Below are 19,239 nucleotides of genomic sequence, written 5' to 3' on the forward strand. Positions count from 1 at the left end.
CGCGACCGGGCCGCCGGGTCCTACGATCCGTTGATCCGATCAGGGGAGTCCCCGCCCCGTCACCGTCCTGCTCCGGCCGGAACGTCGCTGAGCGTGAACTAGGCTCTGGAAGCGCCCGGTCCGGAGTTCCGGCGGGTCCCGGTGCGCAGTGGGACGGGAGTGTGGCCCGTGACGGATCAGGCGGTGGACACAGACGGCGTGCGGCTGTCCCCAGACCCGTCGGAGGACGGGCCGTTCCTGGGCCGCACCAGGGAACTGAAGGAACTGCGCGCCGACATCGAGCGCGCGGGCCTGGACACCCTGGCCGGAAAGAAACCACCCCGCGCGCGCGTGCTCCTCATCGCCGGGCGTTCCGGCAGCGGCCGCACGGCCCTGGCCGAGGAACTCGTACGGCAGGTCGCCGACCGCTACCCCGACGGCGTGCTGCGCGCCCGGCTGAGCGAGCCCGACGGCACCGCCGTCCCGGTGGAGCGGGCCGCGCGCGAGCTGCTGGCCGCGCTGTCGCTGCCGGCCCCCGCCGGTGCCGACGAGGACGATCTCACGGCGGCCCTGCGCGACGCCCTGGCCGGCCGGCGGGCGCTGCTGCTGCTCGACGACGCCACCGGCGCCGAGCAGGTCGACGCGCTGCTGCCGGACGCCCCCGAGAGCCTGGCCGTGGCCGTGTCCTCGGGCCCGCTGACCGGCATCCCGGACGTGCGGCCCTGCACGCTCGGCGGACTGGACACCAAGTCCGCGCTGGAGCTGCTGACCCGGCTGACCGGCTCGGTGCGGATCACCGTCGACCCGCGTGCCGCCGAGGGCCTGGTCGAGATCTGCCAGGGCCAGCCCGCCGTGCTGCTGCTGGCCGGGGGCTGGCTCGCCGCCCACCCCAAGGCAGCCGTCGCCGACCTCGCCAAGCAGTTGCACACCGACGGGGAGGGCGCCCCCCTGGACCGGCTGTTCCGGCTGGTGCACGCAGGGCTGCCCGCGCCGGCCGCGCGGATACTGCGACTGCTCTGGCTCGCCCCGGCCGGCCTCGTCGACCCGCACACCGCCTCGGCGCTGGCCGGCTGCTCGGTCGGTGCCGCGCACACCACCCTGGACGACCTCACCGCGCTCGGCCTGCTGCGCGCCGTCGACGCCCCACTGCCGCAGTACGAGGTGCCGGGCTGTCTGCACCCGCTGCTGCGGGCCGCCGCCCAGACCCACGAGCGCCCGGCCGAGCTTCAGCTGGCCCGCGCCCGGATGCTGGAACGCACGGTCCGGCTGCTGCAGTCCTGCCGGGCGGCCGCCGAGACGGACGACCCGCAGATCCGTGAGAGGGCCCAGGGCATGCCGCGCGCCCTGCGCTTCGCCGGCCCGGGCGCCGCGGCCGACTGGCTGCGCGCCCGTCGGCCCGCGCTGCTCGCCGCCGCCCGGCTCGCGGTCGCCGACGGCGAGCTGGACACCCTGGCCCGGCGGCTGATGTCCCAGCTGGTGCGGGCGATGGTCGCGCACTTCGGCACCCAGGCGGCGGCGCCCGACCTGTACGGAGTCCACCGGCTGGTGCTGGACGTCGCCGAGCGCCGCGGCCTGCCCCGGGAGAAGGCCGCCGCCCTGCTGAACCTGGCCGACGTCGACGCCCGCACCGGCCGCACGGCGGAGGCCCTGGTGCGCTACCGGGCCGCGCTGGATGCCGGACGGGAGGCGAACGACCCGTACGCGACCGGCCGCGCGATGGAATCCGTAGGCGGCGCGCATCTGGAGCTGGGGGACTACGACCGGGCCGCCGACTGGTTCGGCCGGGCTCTCGCACAGCGGCTGGCCCGGGACGAGCAGGGCGACGCCGCCCGGCTGTACGGCCGTATCGCCGCCGCGCACACCTACGCGGGCCGCTACGGCGAGGCGACGCGCAACTGGCGGGCCGCGCTCGCCGGGTACCGCAGGAGCGGCGATGTCGCCGCGCACGCGCGCGCGTTGAGCGAGCTGGCCCGGGTGCAGGAGTACGCGGGGCGGCCCGAGGAGAGCCTGCGCACCTGCCAGGAGGCGGTGGAGTGGGCGCGCCGGGCGGAGGAAGAGCGGCTCCAGGCCGCGCTGCAGCTGCGGCTGGCCGACACCCTGGAACGGCTCGGCGACCCGGTGGCCGCCCGGCCGCACCGCGCGGCGGCGGAGGGCATCCTGGGGCAGGAAGGGCTGAAACCTTCCACTGACGCCTGCGAAATCCGCAGTACATCCGCTGAAGATTGATGCAATGAAAGGCTAGACAGCGGGAACGCCTTCATTAAACTGGCTCTGCCGCACGTTCTCCTGCGGTGCGTCCCGGTGCGCGTCATTCACCCGGGTATGTCTTGCTATGCCCCACACCCTCTGAGCCAAGGACCGTGATCGACGTGAAGGTCGGCATTCCCCGCGAGGTCAAGAACAACGAGTTCCGGGTGGCCATCACCCCCGCCGGCGTGCATGAGCTGGTGCGCCACGGCCACCAGGTCGTCATCGAGCGAGGCGCCGGTGCCGGCTCGTCGATCACGGACGACGAGTACGTGTCCGCCGGTGCGCGGATCCTGGACACCGCAGACGAGGTGTGGGCCACCGCCGACCTGCTGCTGAAGGTCAAGGAGCCCATCGCCGAGGAGTACCACCGCCTCCGCAAGGACCAGACCCTCTTCACCTACCTGCACCTGGCCGCCTCCAAGGAGTGCACGGACGCCCTGATCGAGTCCGGCACCACGGCGATCGCCTACGAGACGGTCGAGCTGCCCTCCCGCGCGCTGCCGCTGCTGGCCCCCATGTCCGAGGTCGCGGGCCGCCTGGCCCCCCAGGTCGGCGCCTACCACCTGATGCGCGCGGCCGGCGGCCGCGGCGTGCTGCCCGGCGGTGTCCCCGGTGTCCTGCCGGCCAAGGCCGTCGTCATCGGCGGTGGCGTGTCCGGCTGGAACGCCGCCCAGATCGCCATCGGCATGGGCTTCGACGTCACCCTGCTCGACCGCGACATCAACAAGCTGCGCGAGGCCGACAGGATCTTCGGCACCCGGATCAAGGCCGTCATGTCCAACTCCTTCGAGCTGGAGAAGGCCGTCCTCGACGCGGACCTGGTCATCGGCGCCGTCCTCATCCCGGGCGCCAAGGCGCCGAAGCTGGTCACCAACGAGCTGGTCTCCCGGATGAAGCCGGGAAGTGTCCTTGTCGACATCGCGATCGACCAGGGCGGCTGCTTCGAGGACTCCCGTCCCACCACCCACGCCGAGCCGACCTTCAAGGTCCACGAGTCGGTCTTCTACTGCGTCGCCAACATGCCCGGCGCGGTGCCCAACACCTCCACCTACGCGCTGACCAACGCGACCCTGCCGTACATCGTGTCGCTGGCGGACAACGGCTGGGTCGAGGCGCTGCGCCGGGACCCCGCGCTCGCCAAGGGCCTCAACACCCATGACGGCAAGGTCGTTTACCGCGAGGTCGCCGAGGCGCACGGCCTGGAGCACGTGGAGCTCGGCGCGCTTCTGGGCTGAGCCCCGCGGCGACTGTGCCGCAGCCGCGCGACGGCCTTCCGCTCGACCGGCGGGTTCAAGTCATCCGCAGGGAAAAGGCGATTCGTCAACACAGGTCGTCAACCGCACACATCCGGCCGGACCTTGTCCCACAAGGTCCGGCCGGATGTGTGTATGGTCACTTTGCGATTCTCGGTCAACTCGCCTCGAACGTAACCCTTCGACCGATTCGCACGCCGGTGAAACCTGCTGTGCGACGGCCGTACGCCCTTGACAGCAGGATGTTTCATTGCCGACACATCGGGCCGGGTCCGGCGGATTGTGTTGCTGCGGACGCCCGACACGCCATAGAGTCGCCAACCGTCGGCATGGTGCCACGCTGACCTTGTCTAGAAGTTTCCTGGTCACCAAGGAGGTAAGACGACTTGTGAATGAGTCGACATTTTCTCCCGGGGGTGGTCAACCAGGAATGCCTGCACGGGGCCAGGGCTCCGCGGGATTCGAGGCTGTCGGCTCCGTCGCTGTCCGCACCTTCGCAGCCCACCAGAGCCAGTCCGGCCCCCACACGGCTCTGTCAGCACACCAGAGCTTGGACGGTCATCACGTGAACGCCATGGCCGGCGACGGAAGTGGCGCGCCCCACGACCATTTCGCCGACTACGACGAACTGCCCGACGGGCACTTCTACGACCCCGACGCCGAGTACGAGCCCGACCCGGAGTACGCGGCCACGCTCGCGCCCGACGCGGCCCGCCAGCGCCGTGAGCGCATCGGCCCCACGGGGCGCCCGCTGCCGTACTTCCCGATCCCGGGCCCGCTGACCGACCACGGCCCCGCGACGATCATCGCGATGTGCAACCAGAAGGGCGGCGTCGGCAAGACCACGTCGACCATCAACCTGGGTGCCGCGCTCGCCGAGTACGGCCGCCGCGTACTGCTGGTCGACTTCGACCCGCAGGGCGCGCTGTCGGTCGGCCTCGGCGTGAACCCGATGGAACTCGACCTCACGGTCTACAACCTGCTCATGGAGCGGGGCATGTCGGCCGACGAGGTCCTGCTGAAGACCGCGGTCCCCAACATGGACCTGCTGCCCAGCAACATCGACCTGTCCGCCGCCGAGGTCCAGCTGGTCTCCGAGGTGGCCCGCGAGTCGACGCTGCAGCGCGCGCTCAAGCCGCTGATGCCCGACTACGACTACATCGTGATCGACTGCCAGCCCTCGCTGGGTCTGCTCACGGTCAACGCGCTGACGGCCGCCCACAAGGTCATCGTCCCGCTGGAGTGCGAGTTCTTCGCGCTGCGCGGGGTCGCGCTGCTGACCGAGACCATCGAGAAGGTCCAGGAGCGGCTCAACCCGGACCTGGAGCTCGACGGCATCCTCGCCACGATGTACGACTCGCGCACGGTGCACAGCCGCGAGGTCCTCGCGCGGGTGGTCGAGGCCTTCGACGATCACGTCTACCACACGGTCATCGGCCGCACGGTCCGCTTCCCGGAGACCACGGTCGCCGGCGAGCCGATCACCACCTACGCCTCCAACTCCGTCGGTGCCGCCGCCTACCGCCAGCTCGCCAGGGAGGTGCTCGCCCGGTGTCACGCCGAGTGAGTCTGCCGGGGGCCGACGAACTCTTCCGTACGACAGGGGGGATGGCGCTCCAGCCGTCCACTCCCCGCCGCCAGGCGGGCGGTGAGGCGCGGGTGCCCGCGCCCGCCGGTGAGAGCGACGGGGCGGCGCACCCGGCCGCCTCCGCCGCGGCCTCGGGCGAGGACGCGCCGCCCGCCGTGCCCGCGCAGGGCGGCGACGGGCCGGGCGCCGAGCACGCCGCGGCCGGCACCGAACCGGCCGACGGCGGCGAGTCCCGCAGCCGCACCGGCACGGAGCGCGCGGCGCGCCGCACGGTGCAGGAAGGTTCTGCCGGGGACGCTGCCGCCGCCGGAGCGCCCCGCAAGCGCGGACGTGCCGCGGCCCGCCGGCCCAGCGGGCGCGAGCGGCACGACGAGAAGATCACCGTGTACGTGTCGGCCGAGGAACTGATGGACCTGGAGCACGCCCGCCTGGTGCTCCGCGGCGAGCACGGGTTGGCCGTCGACCGCGGGCGCATCGTGCGCGAGGCGGTGGCCGTGGTGCTCGCCGACCTGGAGGCGCGGGGGGATGCGAGCATCCTCGTACGGCGGCTGCGCGGCCGGTAGCGGTAGCCTGCGAGGGCTATGACCTCGTCGAACGGTGACTCACCCGGCCCCGGCACGCCCGGCGGACGCAGGCGCGCGCTGGGCCGGGGGCCGCGGGCCACCGTGCTCCCCGAGACCGTCGGCGCCACGGGGCACGACGACGCGGCCGACGAGCCGCCGGGGGCCGCCCGGCCGGGGCACGCGGCCGAGGCGCGGCCGGCTCCGGACACCCCGGGGGCCGGAGGTCCGCGACAGGCCGAGGCCCCGGACAGCGCCGCGCGGTCGACGGAGCCGGAGCGCGCCGTCGAGCCGGCGCGGAGCGCGGGGCCGGAGGCGGCCCCGGGTGGCGCCGGGCCGGACGGGCGCACAGCCGCCGAGGCCGCGCAGGCCGCCCGGCGCGTGCGGGCGCCGGTCACCGGGACGACTCCCGAGCGGGCGGAACCCGCGGGGCGTGCGGAAGCCGGCGCGTCTTCGGAGAGTGCGCGGGGTGCCTTTCCTCCGGCGACGAGCGAGCGCACCGGGGCGGCGCGACCCGCGCGGGACGCGACGCCCGAGCAGGCCGCGCCCTCGGAGGCGGCCGGGGCGTCCGAGGGCGCCGAGCACGTGGAGGCACCGGGGCGCGTCGCGACCGGCGCGGTCGCGGAAGCAGCCGTGCCCTCGACGGCCGCTGAGGACACGGAAGCCGCCGCGACCCCGCAGGCCCCCGACGGGGACGCGGTGTTCAAGGTGCGGCTGGCCAACTTCGAGGGACCCTTCGACCTGCTGCTGCAGTTGATCTCGCGGCGCAAGCTGGACGTGACCGAGGTGGCGCTGTCGAAGGTCACCGACGAGTTCATGGCGCACATCCGGGCCATGGGGGCGGACTGGGACCTCGACCGGACGACCGAGTTCCTGGTGGTGGCCGCCACGCTGCTCGACCTCAAGGCGGCCCGGCTGCTGCCCGCCGCGGAGGTCGAGGACGAGGCGGACCTGGCCCTGCTGGAGGCCAGGGACCTGCTCTTCGCGCGGTTGTTGCAGTACCGCGCGTACAAGCGGGTCGCGGAGATCTTCACCGACCGGCTGGACGACGAGGCCCGCCGCTACCCCCGTACCGTCGGCCTGGAGCCGCACCACGCGGAGCTGCTGCCCGAGGTGGTCATCAGCATCGGTGCCGAGGGGTTCGCCAGGCTCGCGGTGAAGGCGATGCAGCCCAAGCCGAAGCCACAGGTGTACGTGGACCACATCCACGCCCCGCTGGTCAGCGTGCGGGAGCAGGCCGGGATCGTCGTCGCGCGGCTGAGGGAGCTGGGGGAGGCCGACTTCCGCACGCTCGTCGAGGACACCGACGACACCCTCACCGTCGTCGCGCGCTTCCTGGCGCTGCTGGAGCTGTACCGGGAGAAGGCCGTCGCGCTGGAGCAGGAGACCGCCCTCGGGACGCTGCTGGTGCGTTGGACCGGCGGGGACGGGGCCGAGGCGCCGAGGGTGACGGACGAGTTCGACCGGCCGCCCGAGCGGGCCGGGGAGGAGGAGAAGGCGTGAGTGGACGGACCGGCGCACGGCCGGCCGGATCGGGTTCCGTCGCCGGTCTGGAACTCAGACCCGCACTGGAGGCCGTGCTGATGGTCGTGGACGAGCCCGCGACCGAGGAGCACCTGGCGCGGATCCTGGAACGGCCAAGGCGGCAGATCGCGGACGCGCTGCGCGCGTTGGCCGACGAGTACACCGCGCAGGGCCGCGGCTTCGAACTGCGGTTCGTCGCGGGCGGCTGGCGGTTCTACACCCGCGGGGCGTACGCGGCCGCCGTCGAGCGGCTCGTCCTGGACGGCCAGACAGCCCGGCTCACCCAGGCCGCGCTGGAGACCCTCGCGGTCGTCGCCTACCGCCAGCCGGTCAGCCGCAGCCGGGTCTCCGCGGTGCGCGGGGTCAACTGCGACGGCGTGATGCGCACCCTGCTGCAACGCGGTCTGGTCGAGGAGGCGGGCACGGAACCCGAAACAGGTGCGATCCTGTACAGGACGACGAACTACTTCCTGGAGCGGATGGGCCTGCGCGGTCTGGACGAGCTCCCGGAGCTCGCGCCCTTCCTCCCGGAGGCGGAGGCGATCGAGGCCGAGACCCAGGAGGGCGTTGTGTCGTTCGACCCGGACGCTCCCGAGGACGGTCCGGCGCCAGACGACGATCACACGACGACGACGGAACTTTGATGCGAAGCAGCGGCAGCGGCAGGAACAGCGGACGCGGTAACCACCGCGGCGCCGGGAACAACAGGGACGACAAGCAGGGCGGCCAGGGCCGTCCGCGCAAGCCGCGCCCCGAGGAGCGCCGCTACGACGTGGGCCCCGGCGCCACCAAGGACGGCCCCAAGTCCGGGCGCGGCGGCGCGGCCCGAGGCGGCGCCAAGGGCGGCCCCAAGCAGTCCCAGTCCCCGCAGGGACAGGGCCGCGGAGGCCGTACGGCCCCCGCGCGCTCCCGTGAGTACGAGGCACGGGTCGAGGAGCGCAACCGCGAGCGGTACGCGGGCAAGAAGGACGTCAAGCTGCCGAAGACCTTCCCGGGCGCCGAGCAGGAGGGCGAGCGCCTGCAGAAGGTCCTCGCCCGCGCGGGCTACGGCTCCCGGCGAGCCTGCGAGGAACTGATCGAGCAGGCCCGGGTCGAGGTCAACGGCGAGATCGTGCTCGAGCAGGGCCGCCGGGTCGACCCGGAGAAGGACGAGGTCAAGGTCGACGGCCTGACCGTGGCCACGCAGTCGTACCAGTTCTTCTCGCTGAACAAGCCCGCCGGTGTGGTCTCCACGATGGAGGACCCGGAGGGGCGGCAGTGCCTCGGGGACTACGTCACCAACCGGGAGACCCGGCTGTTCCACGTGGGCCGGCTGGACACCGAGACCGAGGGCGTCATCCTGCTCACCAACCACGGGGAGCTGGCGCACCGGCTGACCCACCCCAAGTACGGTGTGAAGAAGACGTATCTCGCGGCCATCGTCGGCCCGATCCCGCGCGACCTGGGCAAGAAGCTCAAGGACGGCATCCAGCTGGAGGACGGCTACGCGCGCGCGGACCACTTCCGGGTCGTCGAGCAGACCGGCAAGAACTACCTGGTCGAGGTCACCCTGCACGAGGGCCGCAAGCACATCGTGCGGCGCATGCTGGCCGAGGCGGGCTTCCCGGTGGAGAAGCTGGTGCGCACCGCCTTCGGCCCGATCACCCTGGGCGACCAGAAGTCGGGCTGGCTGCGCCGGCTGTCCAACACCGAGGTCGGCATGCTGATGCAGGAGGTCGACCTCTAGGAGCCTTCGGGGACCCCGGGCCGCGCTTCGCCGGAGCCCCTTGCGGGTGATCACCGTTCCCTTTAAGGTCAGTGTGACGATAAAGGGAATGGTGATCACATGCCGAACAACGCAGCCACCGGAGCACTGCTGGGCCTCGCCCTCGGGGACGCCCTCGGATACCCGACCGAGTTCCACAGCGTGCCCTCGATCCTCGCCAAGTACGGTCCCTGGCGGGAGATGCGGCTGCCCGAGCCGGCCCTCATCACCGACGACACCCAGATGACCCTCGCCGTGGCGCGCGGCCTGCGCACGGCCATGGACCGCGGTGTGCTCGCCCCGAAGCGGCTGGAGCGCCCGCTGCGCGAGGAGTTCGTGGACTGGTACCAGTCGCCGGACAACAACCGCGCCCCGGGCAACACCTGCCTGCGCGCCTGCAACCTGCTCAAGGCGGAGGGACGGGCCTGGCAGGACGCCAGTCAGATCGGCTCCAAGGGCTGCGGCGCCAACATGCGGGTCGCCCCGGTCGGCCTGGCGCCCGGCCTGAGCGACGAGCAGCGCGCCGGCGCCGCCCAGCTCCAGTCCGGCCTCACCCACGGGCACCCCACCGCGCTGGCCGCCTCCGACCTCACCGCGCACGCCGTGCACCTGCTCGCGCAGGACACCGACCCGGCGGAACTGGTCGCGCTGCTGCGGTCGTACGCCGTCGAGAACCGCACCCGCTACCACCACACCTGGCTCGGCGACCTGTGGACCCGCGCCCACGACCCGAGCCCCGAGCACTTCATCGCGCGCGGCTGGGACGAGTGCCTGGGCGTCCTGGACCGGCTGGCCGAGGCACTGCGCCACCCCGACCCGGAGACCGACCCGTGCCTGGCCACGGGGCAGGGATGGATCGCGGAGGAGGCCCTGGCGACAGGGCTGCTGTGCTTCCTGCTGTTCACCGACGAGCCGGTGACCGCGCTGCGCCGGGCCGCCTGCACCTCCGGCGACTCCGACTCCCTGGCCTGTCTGGCCGGTGCCTTCGCGGGCGCCCACGCCGGGGTCGACGCCTGGCCCCGCGAGTGGGCGGACCGGGTGGAGCACGGCAGTGAGCTGGTGACGCTCGGCGCCCTCTGGGACGCCTGAGCGGTCAGACCAGTCTGATCGAGTCGCCCTCGACGGCGATCTGCTCGGCGGGCAGGGGCCGGGGAGCCGGGCCCGCGGCCACGGAGCCGTCCTCGATGCGGTACCTGCTCCCGTGGCAGGGGCAGTCGATCGTGCCGTCGGCGACCTTGTTGACGGTGCAGCCCTGGTGGGTGCAGATCGCCGAGAACGCCTTGAACTCGCCCTGTGCCGGCTGGGTGACCACGACCTTCTCCTCCTTGAAGACCGTGCCGCCGCCGACCGGGATGTCGGCCGTCGCCGCCAGCACCTGTCCGGCCGAGGCGTTCGCCGACGCCGCGGGCGACTCCGTCTCGGACGAGTTGTCCTCGTCGCCGTATTCGCCACAGCTCACGGCGAGGGTGGCGGCGCCCGTCGCGAGGAGGACCGTGCGGCGTGTCGCGGGGTGGGTCATGTCGTCACTCCGAACGTGCGGAAGAACCAGAAGGCGGAGGTCAGCCAGATCAGGGTGAGGGCGGCGAAGACCGCTCCGCCGATGACCGGCAGTAGCCAGCCCGGAAGACGCTCCGAGCGGAGCAACAGCATCTTCGCACTGAAAGCACCGAAGAAGAAGCAACCCAGGACGGAATGCCACAACACGCGCGTTTCGTAGGTCTGGTAGCCCAGGGCGTACAGGCAGTGCACCGCCACGGGCACGGCCGTCAGGAACGCAGCCCGGCCCGACCAGCGGTGCAGCACCGGCACCCAGCGCGGGCCCGGCAACCTGCCGTACAGCATCAGGGCGGAGACCGACTGCACCACCGCCAGCAGGACCGCGGTCGTCGCCAGCCAGGACTTCACGGCCCCGGTGCCGCTGAACCCGGCCAGGCTGAACGCGGTCCCGGCGGGGTCGTGGACCCTGCCGTAGACGCCGAGGGCCACCGCGACCGCCGCGGCGACCAGGGCGGGCACCAGCAGGGCGGTGACGCCCCCGGCGGGCCGGGGCGGGGGCGGGACGCTCTGGGTGGCGGCGTTCGGGTCGACGGTCATGGTCGCCTCCCTGGTCGTGGGATCGCACGCGGTCCGACGCCGCGCTGACCGGGCGTCACCGGGACCGGGGAATGGGCGGTCACACGGGCACCTTCACGGGCACCCGCGGTCACACGGGCACCTTCACGGGCACCTGCGGTCTCACCGGCACCCGCGGTCTCACCGGCACCCGCGTTCGGGGGAGCCTCGGCGGTCGGGCAGGTGCCCGCGGTCGGGGAAGTCTCGGCGGTCACCGGGGCGCCGGCCGTTGCCGGGTCACCGGCGGTCACGGGGACACCGGCCGGGCCGTGAGCCGCCGTCCGTCGAGCGTCACCGCGCCGGTACCCGGGTCGATCGGGGGAGCCGCCTCCGGCACGCCGTCGCGGGTGAGGACTCCGACCTGGGAACCGTCCCTGAGTACGATCCAGCCGCTGTCGATCCGGGCGGAGCGCACGGTGGCGGTGGTCCGCCACAGCCGGGACGGCCGCGCGGACCGCTCGGCGGTGAAGGCGTGCCGCCCGCCGGCATCGACGGTGCCGCGCACCCGCACCCCCGCCGTCAGCGTGCCGTCCAGCCGGGTACCGCCCTCGCCGGTCAGGTGCAGCGAGCCGTCGTCCGCCACGTCCCCCCTCAGCCAGGACTCCCGGGTACGGCCGTCGCAGTAGTACGCGATCGCCTTCCGGCCCCGCACGGACACCGCGACGGCCGCCGCGTCGTCGTCGGTCCGCCCGGTGTAGTCGGTCTGCGCGGCGGCCGTCGCCGTCGCGGACGGCGAGGGCGCCGAGGGCACCGGGGCCGGGGACACAGCGGCCGGGGAGCCCGACGGCCGCGCACCCCGATCGGCCGACGACGCGTCCCGCGTCCCCGTCGTCGTGTCGAGGACGAGCAGGACCAGCGCGAACACCAGTCCCGAGAGCAGGGTCAGCAGCGGTCCCGGACGTTTCATCACGGCCTCCCCCGAGGCGGGTCTGCCTGACATCAGAGCCGACGGCCCGCCACCCGTAAAGAGGCGCATCGGGGGCGTACTCACCCGAAGTGGCGCAAGGGCGCGTTCCGGGGGACAGCGGAGGAGCCCGCACACCCCGCCCTCGGAACCCCGCCGGAGACACCCGCCCGGTCCGCCCGGCAGCCGCCGCGACGCCCGTCTCAGCGGGCGGGCGGCGCGCCGCCGAAGAGCGCGGGCTGACTACGCTGGGCGGGAGCAAGCCGAAACGCGAGGAGCAGCACAGTGGCGGTACGAGCGGTCCGGGGGGCCGTCCAACTGGATCGGGACGAGGCCGGGCACATGGACGAGCGGGTCGGAGCCCTGCTCACGGCCGTCCTGGAGCGGAACTCCCTCACCACCGACGACCTGATCAGCATCTGGTTCACCGCCACCCCCGACCTGCACAGCGACTTCCCGGCGGCCGCCGCCCGCAAGCTGGGCATCGTCGACGTACCGCTGATCTGCGCCCAGGAACTGGACATCGAGGGCGCCATGCCGCGCGTCGTCCGCCTCCTGGCGCACGTCGAGTCGGACCGGCCGCGCTCCGGCATCACCCACGTCTACCTCGGCGCCGCGGGCGCCCTGCGCAAGGACATCGCCCAGTGAGGACCGCGCTCGTCATCGGAACCGGGCTGATCGGCACCTCCGCCGCCCTCGCCCTGGCCCAGCGGGGCGTCACCGTGCACCTCGCCGACCACGACCCCGGGCAGGCCCGTACGGCGGCCGCGCTGGGCGCCGGCACCGACGAGCCGCCCGAGGGGCCCGTCGACCTCGCCCTGGTCGCCGCGCCGCCCGCCCACGTGGCGGCCGTGCTCGCCGACGCCATGCGGCGCGGCGCGGCCCGCGGCTACATCGACGTGGCCAGCGTCAAGGGCGGACCGCGCCGCGACCTGGAGGCACTGGGGCTGGACCTGTCCGCGTACATCGGCACCCACCCGATGTCCGGCCGGGAGAAGTCCGGGCCGCTGGCCGCGAGCGGCGACCTGTTCGAGGGCCGCCCCTGGGTGCTCACCCCGACCCGGGACACCGACACCGAGGTCCTCAACCTCGCGCTGGAGCTGGTCTCGCACTGCCGCGCCGTACCCGTCGTCATGGACGCCGACGCGCACGACCGCGCGGTGGCGCTCGTCTCCCACATGCCGCACCTGGTCTCCAGCCTGGTCGCCGCCCGCCTGGAGAACGCCGAGGAGTCGGCGGTACGGCTGTGCGGCGGGGGCATCCGGGACGTGACCCGCATCGCCGCCTCCGACCCCCGGATGTGGATCGACATCCTGTCCGCGAACCCCGGGCCGGTCGCCGACCTGCTCTCCGACGTCGCCGCCGACCTCGACGGGACGGTCCGCGCCCTGCGGGCCCTGCAGTCCTCCGACGAGGACAAGCGCCGCGAGGGCGTCAGCGGCATCGAGGACGTGCTGCGCCGGGGCAACGCCGGCCAGGTCCGCGTCCCCGGCAAACACGGCACCGCGCCGCGCGCCTACGAGGTCGTGGCCGTGCTCATCGACGACCAGCCGGGCCAGCTGGCCCGCATCTTCGCCGACGCGGGCCGGGCCGGCGTCAACATCGAGGATGTGCGCATCGAGCACGCGACCGGGCAGCAGGCCGGCCTGGTGCAGCTGATGGTCGAGCCGAAGGCGGCACCGGTGCTGTCCGCCGCGCTGCGCGAGCGGGGCTGGGCCGTCCGGCAGTAGCGGCGGCCGCTCGACCGGGCCGTGAGAGGGCACTCGGGGAGCCAGTAACCTTGTGCGGGGCGGATCCGCCCCGCACACCCGCTCTCGTACCGCACCAGGAAGGTGTCCCCCCGTGGAAAACGGCGCCGCCCAGCCCGTGATCGTCGCCATCGACGGTCCCTCCGGCACGGGCAAGTCCAGCACGTCCAAGGCGGTCGCCGCCCAGCTCGGTCTCAGCTACCTGGACACCGGCGCCCAGTACCGGGCGATCACCTGGTGGATGGTGACCAACGGCATCGACACCGAGGACGCCGCCGCCATCGCCGCGGCAGCCGCCAAGCCGGACATCGTCTCGGGAACCGACCCGGTCAAGCCGACGATCACCGTGGACGGCGTGGACGTGGCCGCCCCGATCCGCACCCAGGAGGTCACCTCCGAGGTCAGCGCGGTCAGTGCGGTGCCCGAGGTGCGGTCCCTGATCACCGAGCTGCAGCGGTCCATCGCGGCGAACGCCCGGCGCGGCATCGTCGTCGAGGGCCGTGACATCGGTACCACCGTGCTGCCCGACGCCGACCTGAAGATCTTCCTCACCGCCTCTCCGGAGGCGCGGGCCGCCCGCCGCAGCGGCGAACTCGGCCAGGGCACCGACGTCCACGCCACCCGTGAGGCCCTGATCAAGCGGGACGCGGCCGACTCCAGCCGGAAGACGTCCCCGCTCGCCAAGGCGGACGACGCCGTCGAGGTGGACACCACCGAGCTGACCCTCGCCCAGGTCATCGAGCGCGTGGTCACCCTCGTCGAGGAGAAGCGGGCCGGGAAATGACCGCTCCCTCAGAGCGCGGCGCCGAGGTGGGCCGGCGGATCGGCGTCGGCCTGATGTACGGGCTGTGGAAGCCGCGGGTGCTCGGCGCCTGGAAGGTGCCCGCCACCGGCCCGGTGATCTTCGCCGTCAACCACTCGCACAACATAGACGGCCCGATGGTGATGGGCGTGGCACCCCGGCCGACGCACTTCCTGATCAAGAAGGAGGCGTTCGTCGGCCCGCTCGACCGCTTCCTGACCGGCATCGGCCAGCTGAAGGTGGACCGCTCCTCCGCCGACCGCACCGCGATCACGCAGGCGCTGGGCGTCCTGGACAACGGCGGCGCCCTCGGGATCTTTCCCGAGGGCACCCGCGGCGAAGGCGACTTCGCCGCGCTGCGCGCCGGGCTCGCCTACTTCGCCGTACGCGGCGGGGCACCGGTCGTCCCGGTCGCGGTGCTGGGAAGTTCCGACAGGCGCGGACGGTTGATAAAGGGGCTGCCGCCGCTGCGCAGCCGCGTCGACGTGGTCTTCGGCGAGCCCTTCGAAGCCGGCGACGGCAGCGGCCGGCGCACCCGCAAGGCGCTGGACGAGGCGACCGAGCGCATCCAGCTGCAGCTCACCGGCCACCTGGAAAACGCCAGGCGCCTCACCGGGCGCTGAGCGACACTTCGAGTAGTGGATCACCGTACGTCCGGAGATCCACCGACCACCACGATGAACGACGAGGTACGGACTTCCATGAACGACCAGAACGGGCCCGAGGGCTCGGCCGAGCACGAGTACGACCACGGGGCGCTCGGCGACGCCGAGTACGCGCAGTTCATGGAGCTCGCCGCGGAAGAGGGCTTCGACGTCGAGGACGTCGAGGGCGCCATCGAGGCGGCGGGCCACGGCCCGCTGCCCGTCCTCGCCGTCGTCGGCCGCCCCAATGTCGGCAAGTCGACCCTCGTCAACCGGATCATCGGGCGCCGCGAGGCCGTCGTCGAGGACCGGCCGGGCGTCACCCGCGACCGGGTCACCTACGAGGCCGAGTGGGCGGGCCGCCGCTTCAAGGTCGTCGACACCGGCGGCTGGGAGCAGGACGTCCTCGGTATCGACGCCTCCGTGGCCGCCCAGGCCGAGTACGCGATCGAGGCCGCCGACGCCGTCGTCTTCGTCGTCGACGCCAAGGTGGGTGCCACCGACACCGACGAGGCCGTCGTCCGGCTGCTGCGCAAGGCCGGCAAGCCGGTCGTGCTGTGCGCGAACAAGGTCGACGGCCCGAGCGGCGAGGCCGACGCCTCGTACCTGTGGTCCCTGGGCCTCGGCGAGCCCCACCCGGTCTCCGCGCTGCACGGCCGCGGCACCGGCGACATGCTGGACGCCGTCCTGGAGGCGCTGCCGGACGCCCCCGAGCAGACCTTCGGCGCGGCCGTCGGCGGTCCGCGCCGCATCGCGCTGATCGGCCGCCCCAACGTCGGGAAGTCCTCCCTGCTGAACAAGGTGGCCGGCGAGGAGCGCGTCGTCGTCAACGAGCTGGCCGGCACCACCCGCGACCCGGTCGACGAGCTGATCGAACTCGGCGGCGTCACCTGGAAGTTCGTCGACACCGCCGGCATCCGCAAGCGCGTCCACCTCCAGCAGGGCGCGGACTACTACGCCTCGCTGCGCACCGCCGCCGCGGTCGAGAAGGCCGAGGTGGCCGTCGTCCTGATCGACGCCTCCGAGAGCATCTCCGTGCAGGACCAGCGCATCGTCACCATGGCCGTGGAAGCCGGCCGCGCGATGGTGATCGCCTACAACAAGTGGGACACCCTCGACGAGGAGCGCCGCTACTACCTGGAGCGGGAGATCGAGACCGAGCTCGGCCAGGTGGCCTGGGCGCCGCGGGTGAACGTCTCGGCGCACACCGGCCGTCACATGGAGAAGCTGGTCCCGGCGATCGAGACGGCCCTCGCGGGCTGGGAGACCCGGGTTCCCACTGGACGGCTGAACGCCTTCCTGGGCGAGCTGGTGTCCGCCCACCCGCACCCCATCCGGGGCGGCAAGCAGCCGCGCATCCTCTTCGGTACCCAGGCCGGCACCAAGCCGCCGCGGTTCGTCCTGTTCGCCTCCGGCTTCATCGAGGCCGGCTACCGCCGCTTCATCGAGCGCCGGCTGCGCGAGGAGTTCGGCTTCGAGGGCACGCCGATCCACATCTCGGTGCGGGTGCGCGAGAAGCGCGGCGCGAAGAAGAAGTGACACACGGCGAAAGGGGCGGCCCCGAGGGGGCCGCCCCTTTCGCTCTGTCCCGCGCTCGGTGCCGTCCCGGCGTCAGTACGCGCGGCGCGGGCCCGGCGGCAGCGCCGCCGGCACCGGCTGCATGGCGCCGGCTCGCTGCCCGAGCGGCCCGACCCGCTGCCACTGCCCCTGTCCCTGCTGCGGCCCCAGCCCCTGCCGGGCGCTCTGCGCACCCGCGCTGTAGGCGCCGTAGGAGCTGCTGAACGACCCGGGGCGGGGCCGTTCGTCCGAGCCCGTCCCGATCGGGATCGTCCCGAAGGCGCTGAACCCCAGCTCCTCCTCGCCGCTGCGGTCACCCGGCAGTGAGCGGAAGGACTTGACGTACTCGGCGTAGAGCGCGTCGTAGATCGGCGTGGCCGAGGGGCTGCCGAAGGGGTCCTGAGCCGGCCGAGCGGAGGGGATCGACGGGTACGAGGGGCGGCGGGGAACGTGGTATGCGTGCACGTAAGTCAAAACGACCGGTTCCGAGAAGGGATGCGGGCCCCGGGCCGCGGGGGCGCGGGGTGCTGCGTCACGTGCCCGCCAGCGGCATCGCCGCCGCCACCAACTTGCCGTTGGCCGCGGCCTTGTCGAGCGCGTCGCGCATGAGGTCCTCGCGCGGCTGCCGTCCGATGGTGCCCACGGGGGCCGCGAACATGAGGACCTGCTGGTGCTTGTTGGCGGCGGCCCGCCACCCCTCGGTCACCTGCAACGGCTGGTGCGCCTGCCACCAGGCCACCTGCTGACCGCCGTTCGCCGACGGCTGCAGCACCGCGTGCAGTTGGCCCATCGCCAGCAGCACCGACCAGCCGTGCTGCACCGGCGGCACCTCGGTCAGCTCGGTGAGCGGCATGAACCCCTGCTCGATCAGCAGCGGCAGGAAGTCGTCGCCGGCGCCGGTGGCGCCCGGCCGTACGATCGGCGCCGTCGGCTCGACGACGAGCGCCGGGTGCAACTCCCCGGCGATCAGCACGAGTCCGCTGGTCACGCCGAGCACGGCCTGCTCGGGAACGACCTTCTCGGGCTCCAGGTCGACGGCGTCGCCGCTGATGGAACGGACAGCGCCCTGCAACTGCTCCTCGGTGACCTGCACGACCTGGGAGGGCAGGCAGGTGGAGTGGGCGAAGGCGAGGACGGCGGTCTCCTCGCCGATGAACAGGACGGTGCTGGTGCGCTCGTGCTCGGAGTCGCCCGGGGTGCGGCAGGACGTGCAGTCGTAACTGCCCGGGGCGTTCTCTCCGGCGAGCAGCCGGTCGGCTTCTTCGTCGCCGATCTCGGCGCGTACCTCGTCGCTGACGTCGAGCATGCGCGGCACGGGTGGCTCCCTCGGAGTGCGGTGCGTCGGTAGGCCGGGTGGCTCCCCGGCTCATGAAGAAGACAACGGGTGATCTGTGGCGGGGGTCACGCAGTACGGCGAACGGAATCCGACCGTCGGACGCGGACGGTCGCTTTCGGTGCCGAATCGACCACTCACCGTCAAGTAACGTCAAGGTAACGGTGATTGGGTCCGTGAACTGAATCACAGTTTGCCCGAGTTGCCGTCGGCCATATCGGGGCAATGCCTCACGGAGCGGGCGGATCGCCGGCCGGGCTACCTGCGGTAACGGTCAACTGGCCTGCATGAACGGGGAGTTGGTTGATGAGAGCTGCGCGCAGTCCCTACATTCCTCCGCCGTGTGCACCGAGCACCGCCCGGGGACGTCCGCCGGCCGCGCAGAGCAGGATCGCGCAGCACCACCGCCGGCGGACGGGGCGGAGCGCCCCACCGCGCCCCTGCGCGGGAAGCGCCCCGCCCTGGGGGAAGTCCCGGGTTGTTCGAGAGGGAATTACATGTCCGAATGTGCCGATACCACTCGCGACACCGCGCGCAAGAAGCGCACCACGGCGGTCCTCGCCGGGGCGGTACTCCTCGCCCCGCTCGGACTGCTGGCCGCGACCGGCGACGCCGCCGCGGCGGACAGCGGAGTGTGGGACCGCATCGCCCAGTGCGAGAGCGGCGGCAACTGGCACATCAACACCGGCAACGGCTACTACGGCGGACTGCAGTTCGCCGGCTCGACCTGGCGCGCGTACGGCGGCACCGCCTACGCCCCGACCGCCGACGGGGCCACCAGGGAACAGCAGATCGCCGTCGCCACCAAGGTCCAGCGCGCCCAGGGCTGGGGCGCCTGGCCGGTCTGCTCGGCGCGCGCCGGAGCGTCCGGAAGCGCGCCCGCGACCGGCTCGGCGTCCGGCGGATCGGGCGCGACCCGGCAGAAGACGACCACCAGGCACACCGCTCCGGCCGAACGGGCCGAGCCCACCGCGCCGGCGTCCGGGCGCTCCGCCGGACACACCAACCGCGGCAGCTCCCGTGGCGACTACACCGTCCGCGCCGGCGACACGCTGAGCGCCATCGCCGCGAGCAACGGAACCACCTGGCAGCGCCTCTACGCGGCCAACAGGGCCGTCATCGGCGCCGACCCCGACCTGATCGTGCCCGGCCAGCGCCTCGTCCTCTGAGCCCGGCCCCCGGCGAAGGGGGCGATCCCACGGCACGAGCCCCGTCCGGTCCGCCGACCGGGTGGGGCTCCC

Annotated in this window: 19 protein-coding genes; 14 read left to right on the forward strand and 5 right to left on the reverse strand. The window is 73.2% G+C overall.

Going from position 1 to position 19,239, the window contains the following annotated elements; translation table 11 throughout:
* Positions 1-168: 168 nt before the first annotated feature.
* From ACSLTV_RS27060 to ACSLTV_RS27095, 8 genes are all read left to right on the forward strand, one after another.
* Positions 169-2,205 carry a tetratricopeptide repeat protein gene (locus ACSLTV_RS27060; RefSeq protein ID WP_435613034.1) on the forward strand — a complete coding sequence of 679 codons (2,037 nt, stop codon included), beginning with the start codon at positions 169-171 and terminating at the stop codon, positions 2,203-2,205.
* 143 nt (positions 2,206-2,348) lie between these two features.
* Positions 2,349-3,464, forward strand: coding sequence for an alanine dehydrogenase (gene ald / locus ACSLTV_RS27065; RefSeq protein ID WP_432138585.1), 1,116 nt, complete (start codon positions 2,349-2,351; stop codon positions 3,462-3,464).
* A 448-nt stretch (positions 3,465-3,912) separates the two neighbouring features.
* A complete protein-coding gene (locus ACSLTV_RS27070) occupies positions 3,913-5,049 on the forward strand; it encodes a ParA family protein (protein ID WP_432138569.1) in 1,137 nt (378 codons plus the stop codon).
* Positions 5,050-5,090: 41 nt separating this feature from the next.
* Positions 5,091-5,633, forward strand: coding sequence for a hypothetical protein (locus tag ACSLTV_RS27075; protein WP_432138568.1), 543 nt, complete (start codon positions 5,091-5,093; stop codon positions 5,631-5,633).
* A gap of 378 nt (positions 5,634-6,011) precedes the next feature.
* Complete coding sequence (locus ACSLTV_RS27080; protein WP_435613050.1) at positions 6,012-7,133, forward strand: segregation/condensation protein A; 1,122 nt, start codon at positions 6,012-6,014, stop codon at positions 7,131-7,133.
* The gene (scpB, locus tag ACSLTV_RS27085; RefSeq protein WP_432138567.1) at positions 7,130-7,798 is read left to right on the forward strand and encodes an SMC-Scp complex subunit ScpB; all 669 of its coding nucleotides are present in this window, start codon (positions 7,130-7,132) and stop codon (positions 7,796-7,798) included. Before ACSLTV_RS27080 ends, scpB begins: the two co-directional genes overlap by 4 nt.
* A complete protein-coding gene (locus ACSLTV_RS27090; RefSeq protein WP_432138566.1) occupies positions 7,798-8,880 on the forward strand; it encodes a pseudouridine synthase in 1,083 nt (360 codons plus the stop codon). The genes scpB and ACSLTV_RS27090 overlap by 1 nt, the downstream gene beginning before the upstream one ends.
* A gap of 99 nt (positions 8,881-8,979) precedes the next feature.
* On the forward strand, positions 8,980-9,987 hold the full coding sequence (locus ACSLTV_RS27095) for an ADP-ribosylglycohydrolase family protein (RefSeq protein WP_435613035.1): 1,008 nt from the start codon (positions 8,980-8,982) through the stop codon (positions 9,985-9,987).
* 4 nt (positions 9,988-9,991) lie between these two features.
* On the opposite strand, the gene ACSLTV_RS27100 is transcribed toward ACSLTV_RS27095, so the two are convergent.
* The 3 genes from ACSLTV_RS27100 to ACSLTV_RS27110 form a co-directional block, all read right to left on the reverse strand.
* Positions 9,992-10,417, reverse strand: coding sequence for a Rieske (2Fe-2S) protein (locus tag ACSLTV_RS27100; protein ID WP_432138564.1), 426 nt, complete (start codon positions 10,415-10,417; stop codon positions 9,992-9,994).
* Complete coding sequence (locus tag ACSLTV_RS27105; RefSeq protein ID WP_435613036.1) at positions 10,414-10,992, reverse strand: DUF6529 family protein; 579 nt, start codon at positions 10,990-10,992, stop codon at positions 10,414-10,416. Before ACSLTV_RS27105 ends, ACSLTV_RS27100 begins: the two co-directional genes overlap by 4 nt.
* 265 nt (positions 10,993-11,257) lie before the next feature.
* Positions 11,258-11,917 (reverse strand): hypothetical protein, encoded by a 660-nt coding sequence (locus tag ACSLTV_RS27110; RefSeq protein ID WP_432155643.1) that lies wholly within the window; start codon positions 11,915-11,917, stop codon positions 11,258-11,260.
* 282 nt (positions 11,918-12,199) lie between these two features.
* Here ACSLTV_RS27110 and aroH point away from each other — a divergent pair, with 282 nt between their 5' ends.
* From aroH to der, 5 genes are all read left to right on the forward strand, one after another.
* Positions 12,200-12,562, forward strand: a complete 363-nt coding sequence (gene aroH / locus ACSLTV_RS27115) for a chorismate mutase (RefSeq protein WP_432138561.1) — start codon at positions 12,200-12,202, stop codon at positions 12,560-12,562.
* Positions 12,559-13,644, forward strand: a complete 1,086-nt coding sequence (locus ACSLTV_RS27120) for a prephenate dehydrogenase (protein WP_432138560.1) — start codon at positions 12,559-12,561, stop codon at positions 13,642-13,644. Before aroH ends, ACSLTV_RS27120 begins: the two co-directional genes overlap by 4 nt.
* Before the next feature lie 112 nt (positions 13,645-13,756).
* Positions 13,757-14,446 carry a (d)CMP kinase gene (gene cmk / locus ACSLTV_RS27125; protein WP_432138559.1) on the forward strand — a complete coding sequence of 230 codons (690 nt, stop codon included), beginning with the start codon at positions 13,757-13,759 and terminating at the stop codon, positions 14,444-14,446.
* Positions 14,443-15,087, forward strand: coding sequence for a lysophospholipid acyltransferase family protein (locus ACSLTV_RS27130; RefSeq protein ID WP_435613037.1), 645 nt, complete (start codon positions 14,443-14,445; stop codon positions 15,085-15,087). The genes cmk and ACSLTV_RS27130 overlap by 4 nt, the downstream gene beginning before the upstream one ends.
* Before the next feature lie 78 nt (positions 15,088-15,165).
* Positions 15,166-16,647, forward strand: a complete 1,482-nt coding sequence (gene der / locus ACSLTV_RS27135; protein WP_432138557.1) for a ribosome biogenesis GTPase Der — start codon at positions 15,166-15,168, stop codon at positions 16,645-16,647.
* Between the two features lie 72 nt (positions 16,648-16,719).
* On the opposite strand, the gene ACSLTV_RS27140 is transcribed toward der, so the two are convergent.
* Together ACSLTV_RS27140 and ACSLTV_RS27145 are read right to left on the reverse strand one after the other, a co-directional pair.
* Positions 16,720-17,130: a hypothetical protein gene (locus tag ACSLTV_RS27140; RefSeq protein WP_432138556.1), complete on the reverse strand. Its 411-nt coding sequence runs from the start codon at positions 17,128-17,130 to the stop codon at positions 16,720-16,722.
* A 67-nt stretch (positions 17,131-17,197) separates the two neighbouring features.
* The gene (locus tag ACSLTV_RS27145; protein WP_432155645.1) at positions 17,198-17,980 is read right to left on the reverse strand and encodes a hypothetical protein; all 783 of its coding nucleotides are present in this window, start codon (positions 17,978-17,980) and stop codon (positions 17,198-17,200) included.
* A 515-nt stretch (positions 17,981-18,495) separates the two neighbouring features.
* Here ACSLTV_RS27145 and ACSLTV_RS27150 point away from each other — a divergent pair.
* Positions 18,496-19,167 (forward strand): transglycosylase family protein, encoded by a 672-nt coding sequence (locus tag ACSLTV_RS27150; RefSeq protein ID WP_435613038.1) that lies wholly within the window; start codon positions 18,496-18,498, stop codon positions 19,165-19,167.
* The last annotated feature ends 72 nt before the right edge of the window (positions 19,168-19,239 follow it).

This window comes from Streptomyces sp. bgisy159, assembly GCF_965341775.1.
Lineage (GTDB): Bacteria > Actinomycetota > Actinomycetes > Streptomycetales > Streptomycetaceae > Streptomyces.

Excerpts from the sequence above, each read along its gene's own strand:
- ACSLTV_RS27110 (WP_432155643.1), bottom strand. The coding sequence starts at position 11,917 with ATGAAACGTCCGGGACCGCTGCTGACCCTGCTCTCGGGACTGGTGTTC.
- ACSLTV_RS27130 (WP_435613037.1), top strand. The coding sequence starts at position 14,443 with ATGACCGCTCCCTCAGAGCGCGGCGCCGAGGTGGGCCGGCGGATCGGC.
- ACSLTV_RS27070 (WP_432138569.1), top strand. The coding sequence starts at position 3,913 with ATGCCTGCACGGGGCCAGGGCTCCGCGGGATTCGAGGCTGTCGGCTCC.
- der (WP_432138557.1), top strand. The coding sequence starts at position 15,166 with ATGAACGACCAGAACGGGCCCGAGGGCTCGGCCGAGCACGAGTACGAC.
- ACSLTV_RS27150 (WP_435613038.1), top strand. The coding sequence starts at position 18,496 with ATGTCCGAATGTGCCGATACCACTCGCGACACCGCGCGCAAGAAGCGC.
- ACSLTV_RS27075 (WP_432138568.1), top strand. The coding sequence starts at position 5,091 with ATGGCGCTCCAGCCGTCCACTCCCCGCCGCCAGGCGGGCGGTGAGGCG.
- ACSLTV_RS27095 (WP_435613035.1), top strand. The coding sequence starts at position 8,980 with ATGCCGAACAACGCAGCCACCGGAGCACTGCTGGGCCTCGCCCTCGGG.
- ACSLTV_RS27090 (WP_432138566.1), top strand. The coding sequence starts at position 7,798 with ATGCGAAGCAGCGGCAGCGGCAGGAACAGCGGACGCGGTAACCACCGC.
- ACSLTV_RS27100 (WP_432138564.1), bottom strand. The coding sequence starts at position 10,417 with ATGACCCACCCCGCGACACGCCGCACGGTCCTCCTCGCGACGGGCGCC.
- ACSLTV_RS27105 (WP_435613036.1), bottom strand. The coding sequence starts at position 10,992 with ATGACCGTCGACCCGAACGCCGCCACCCAGAGCGTCCCGCCCCCGCCC.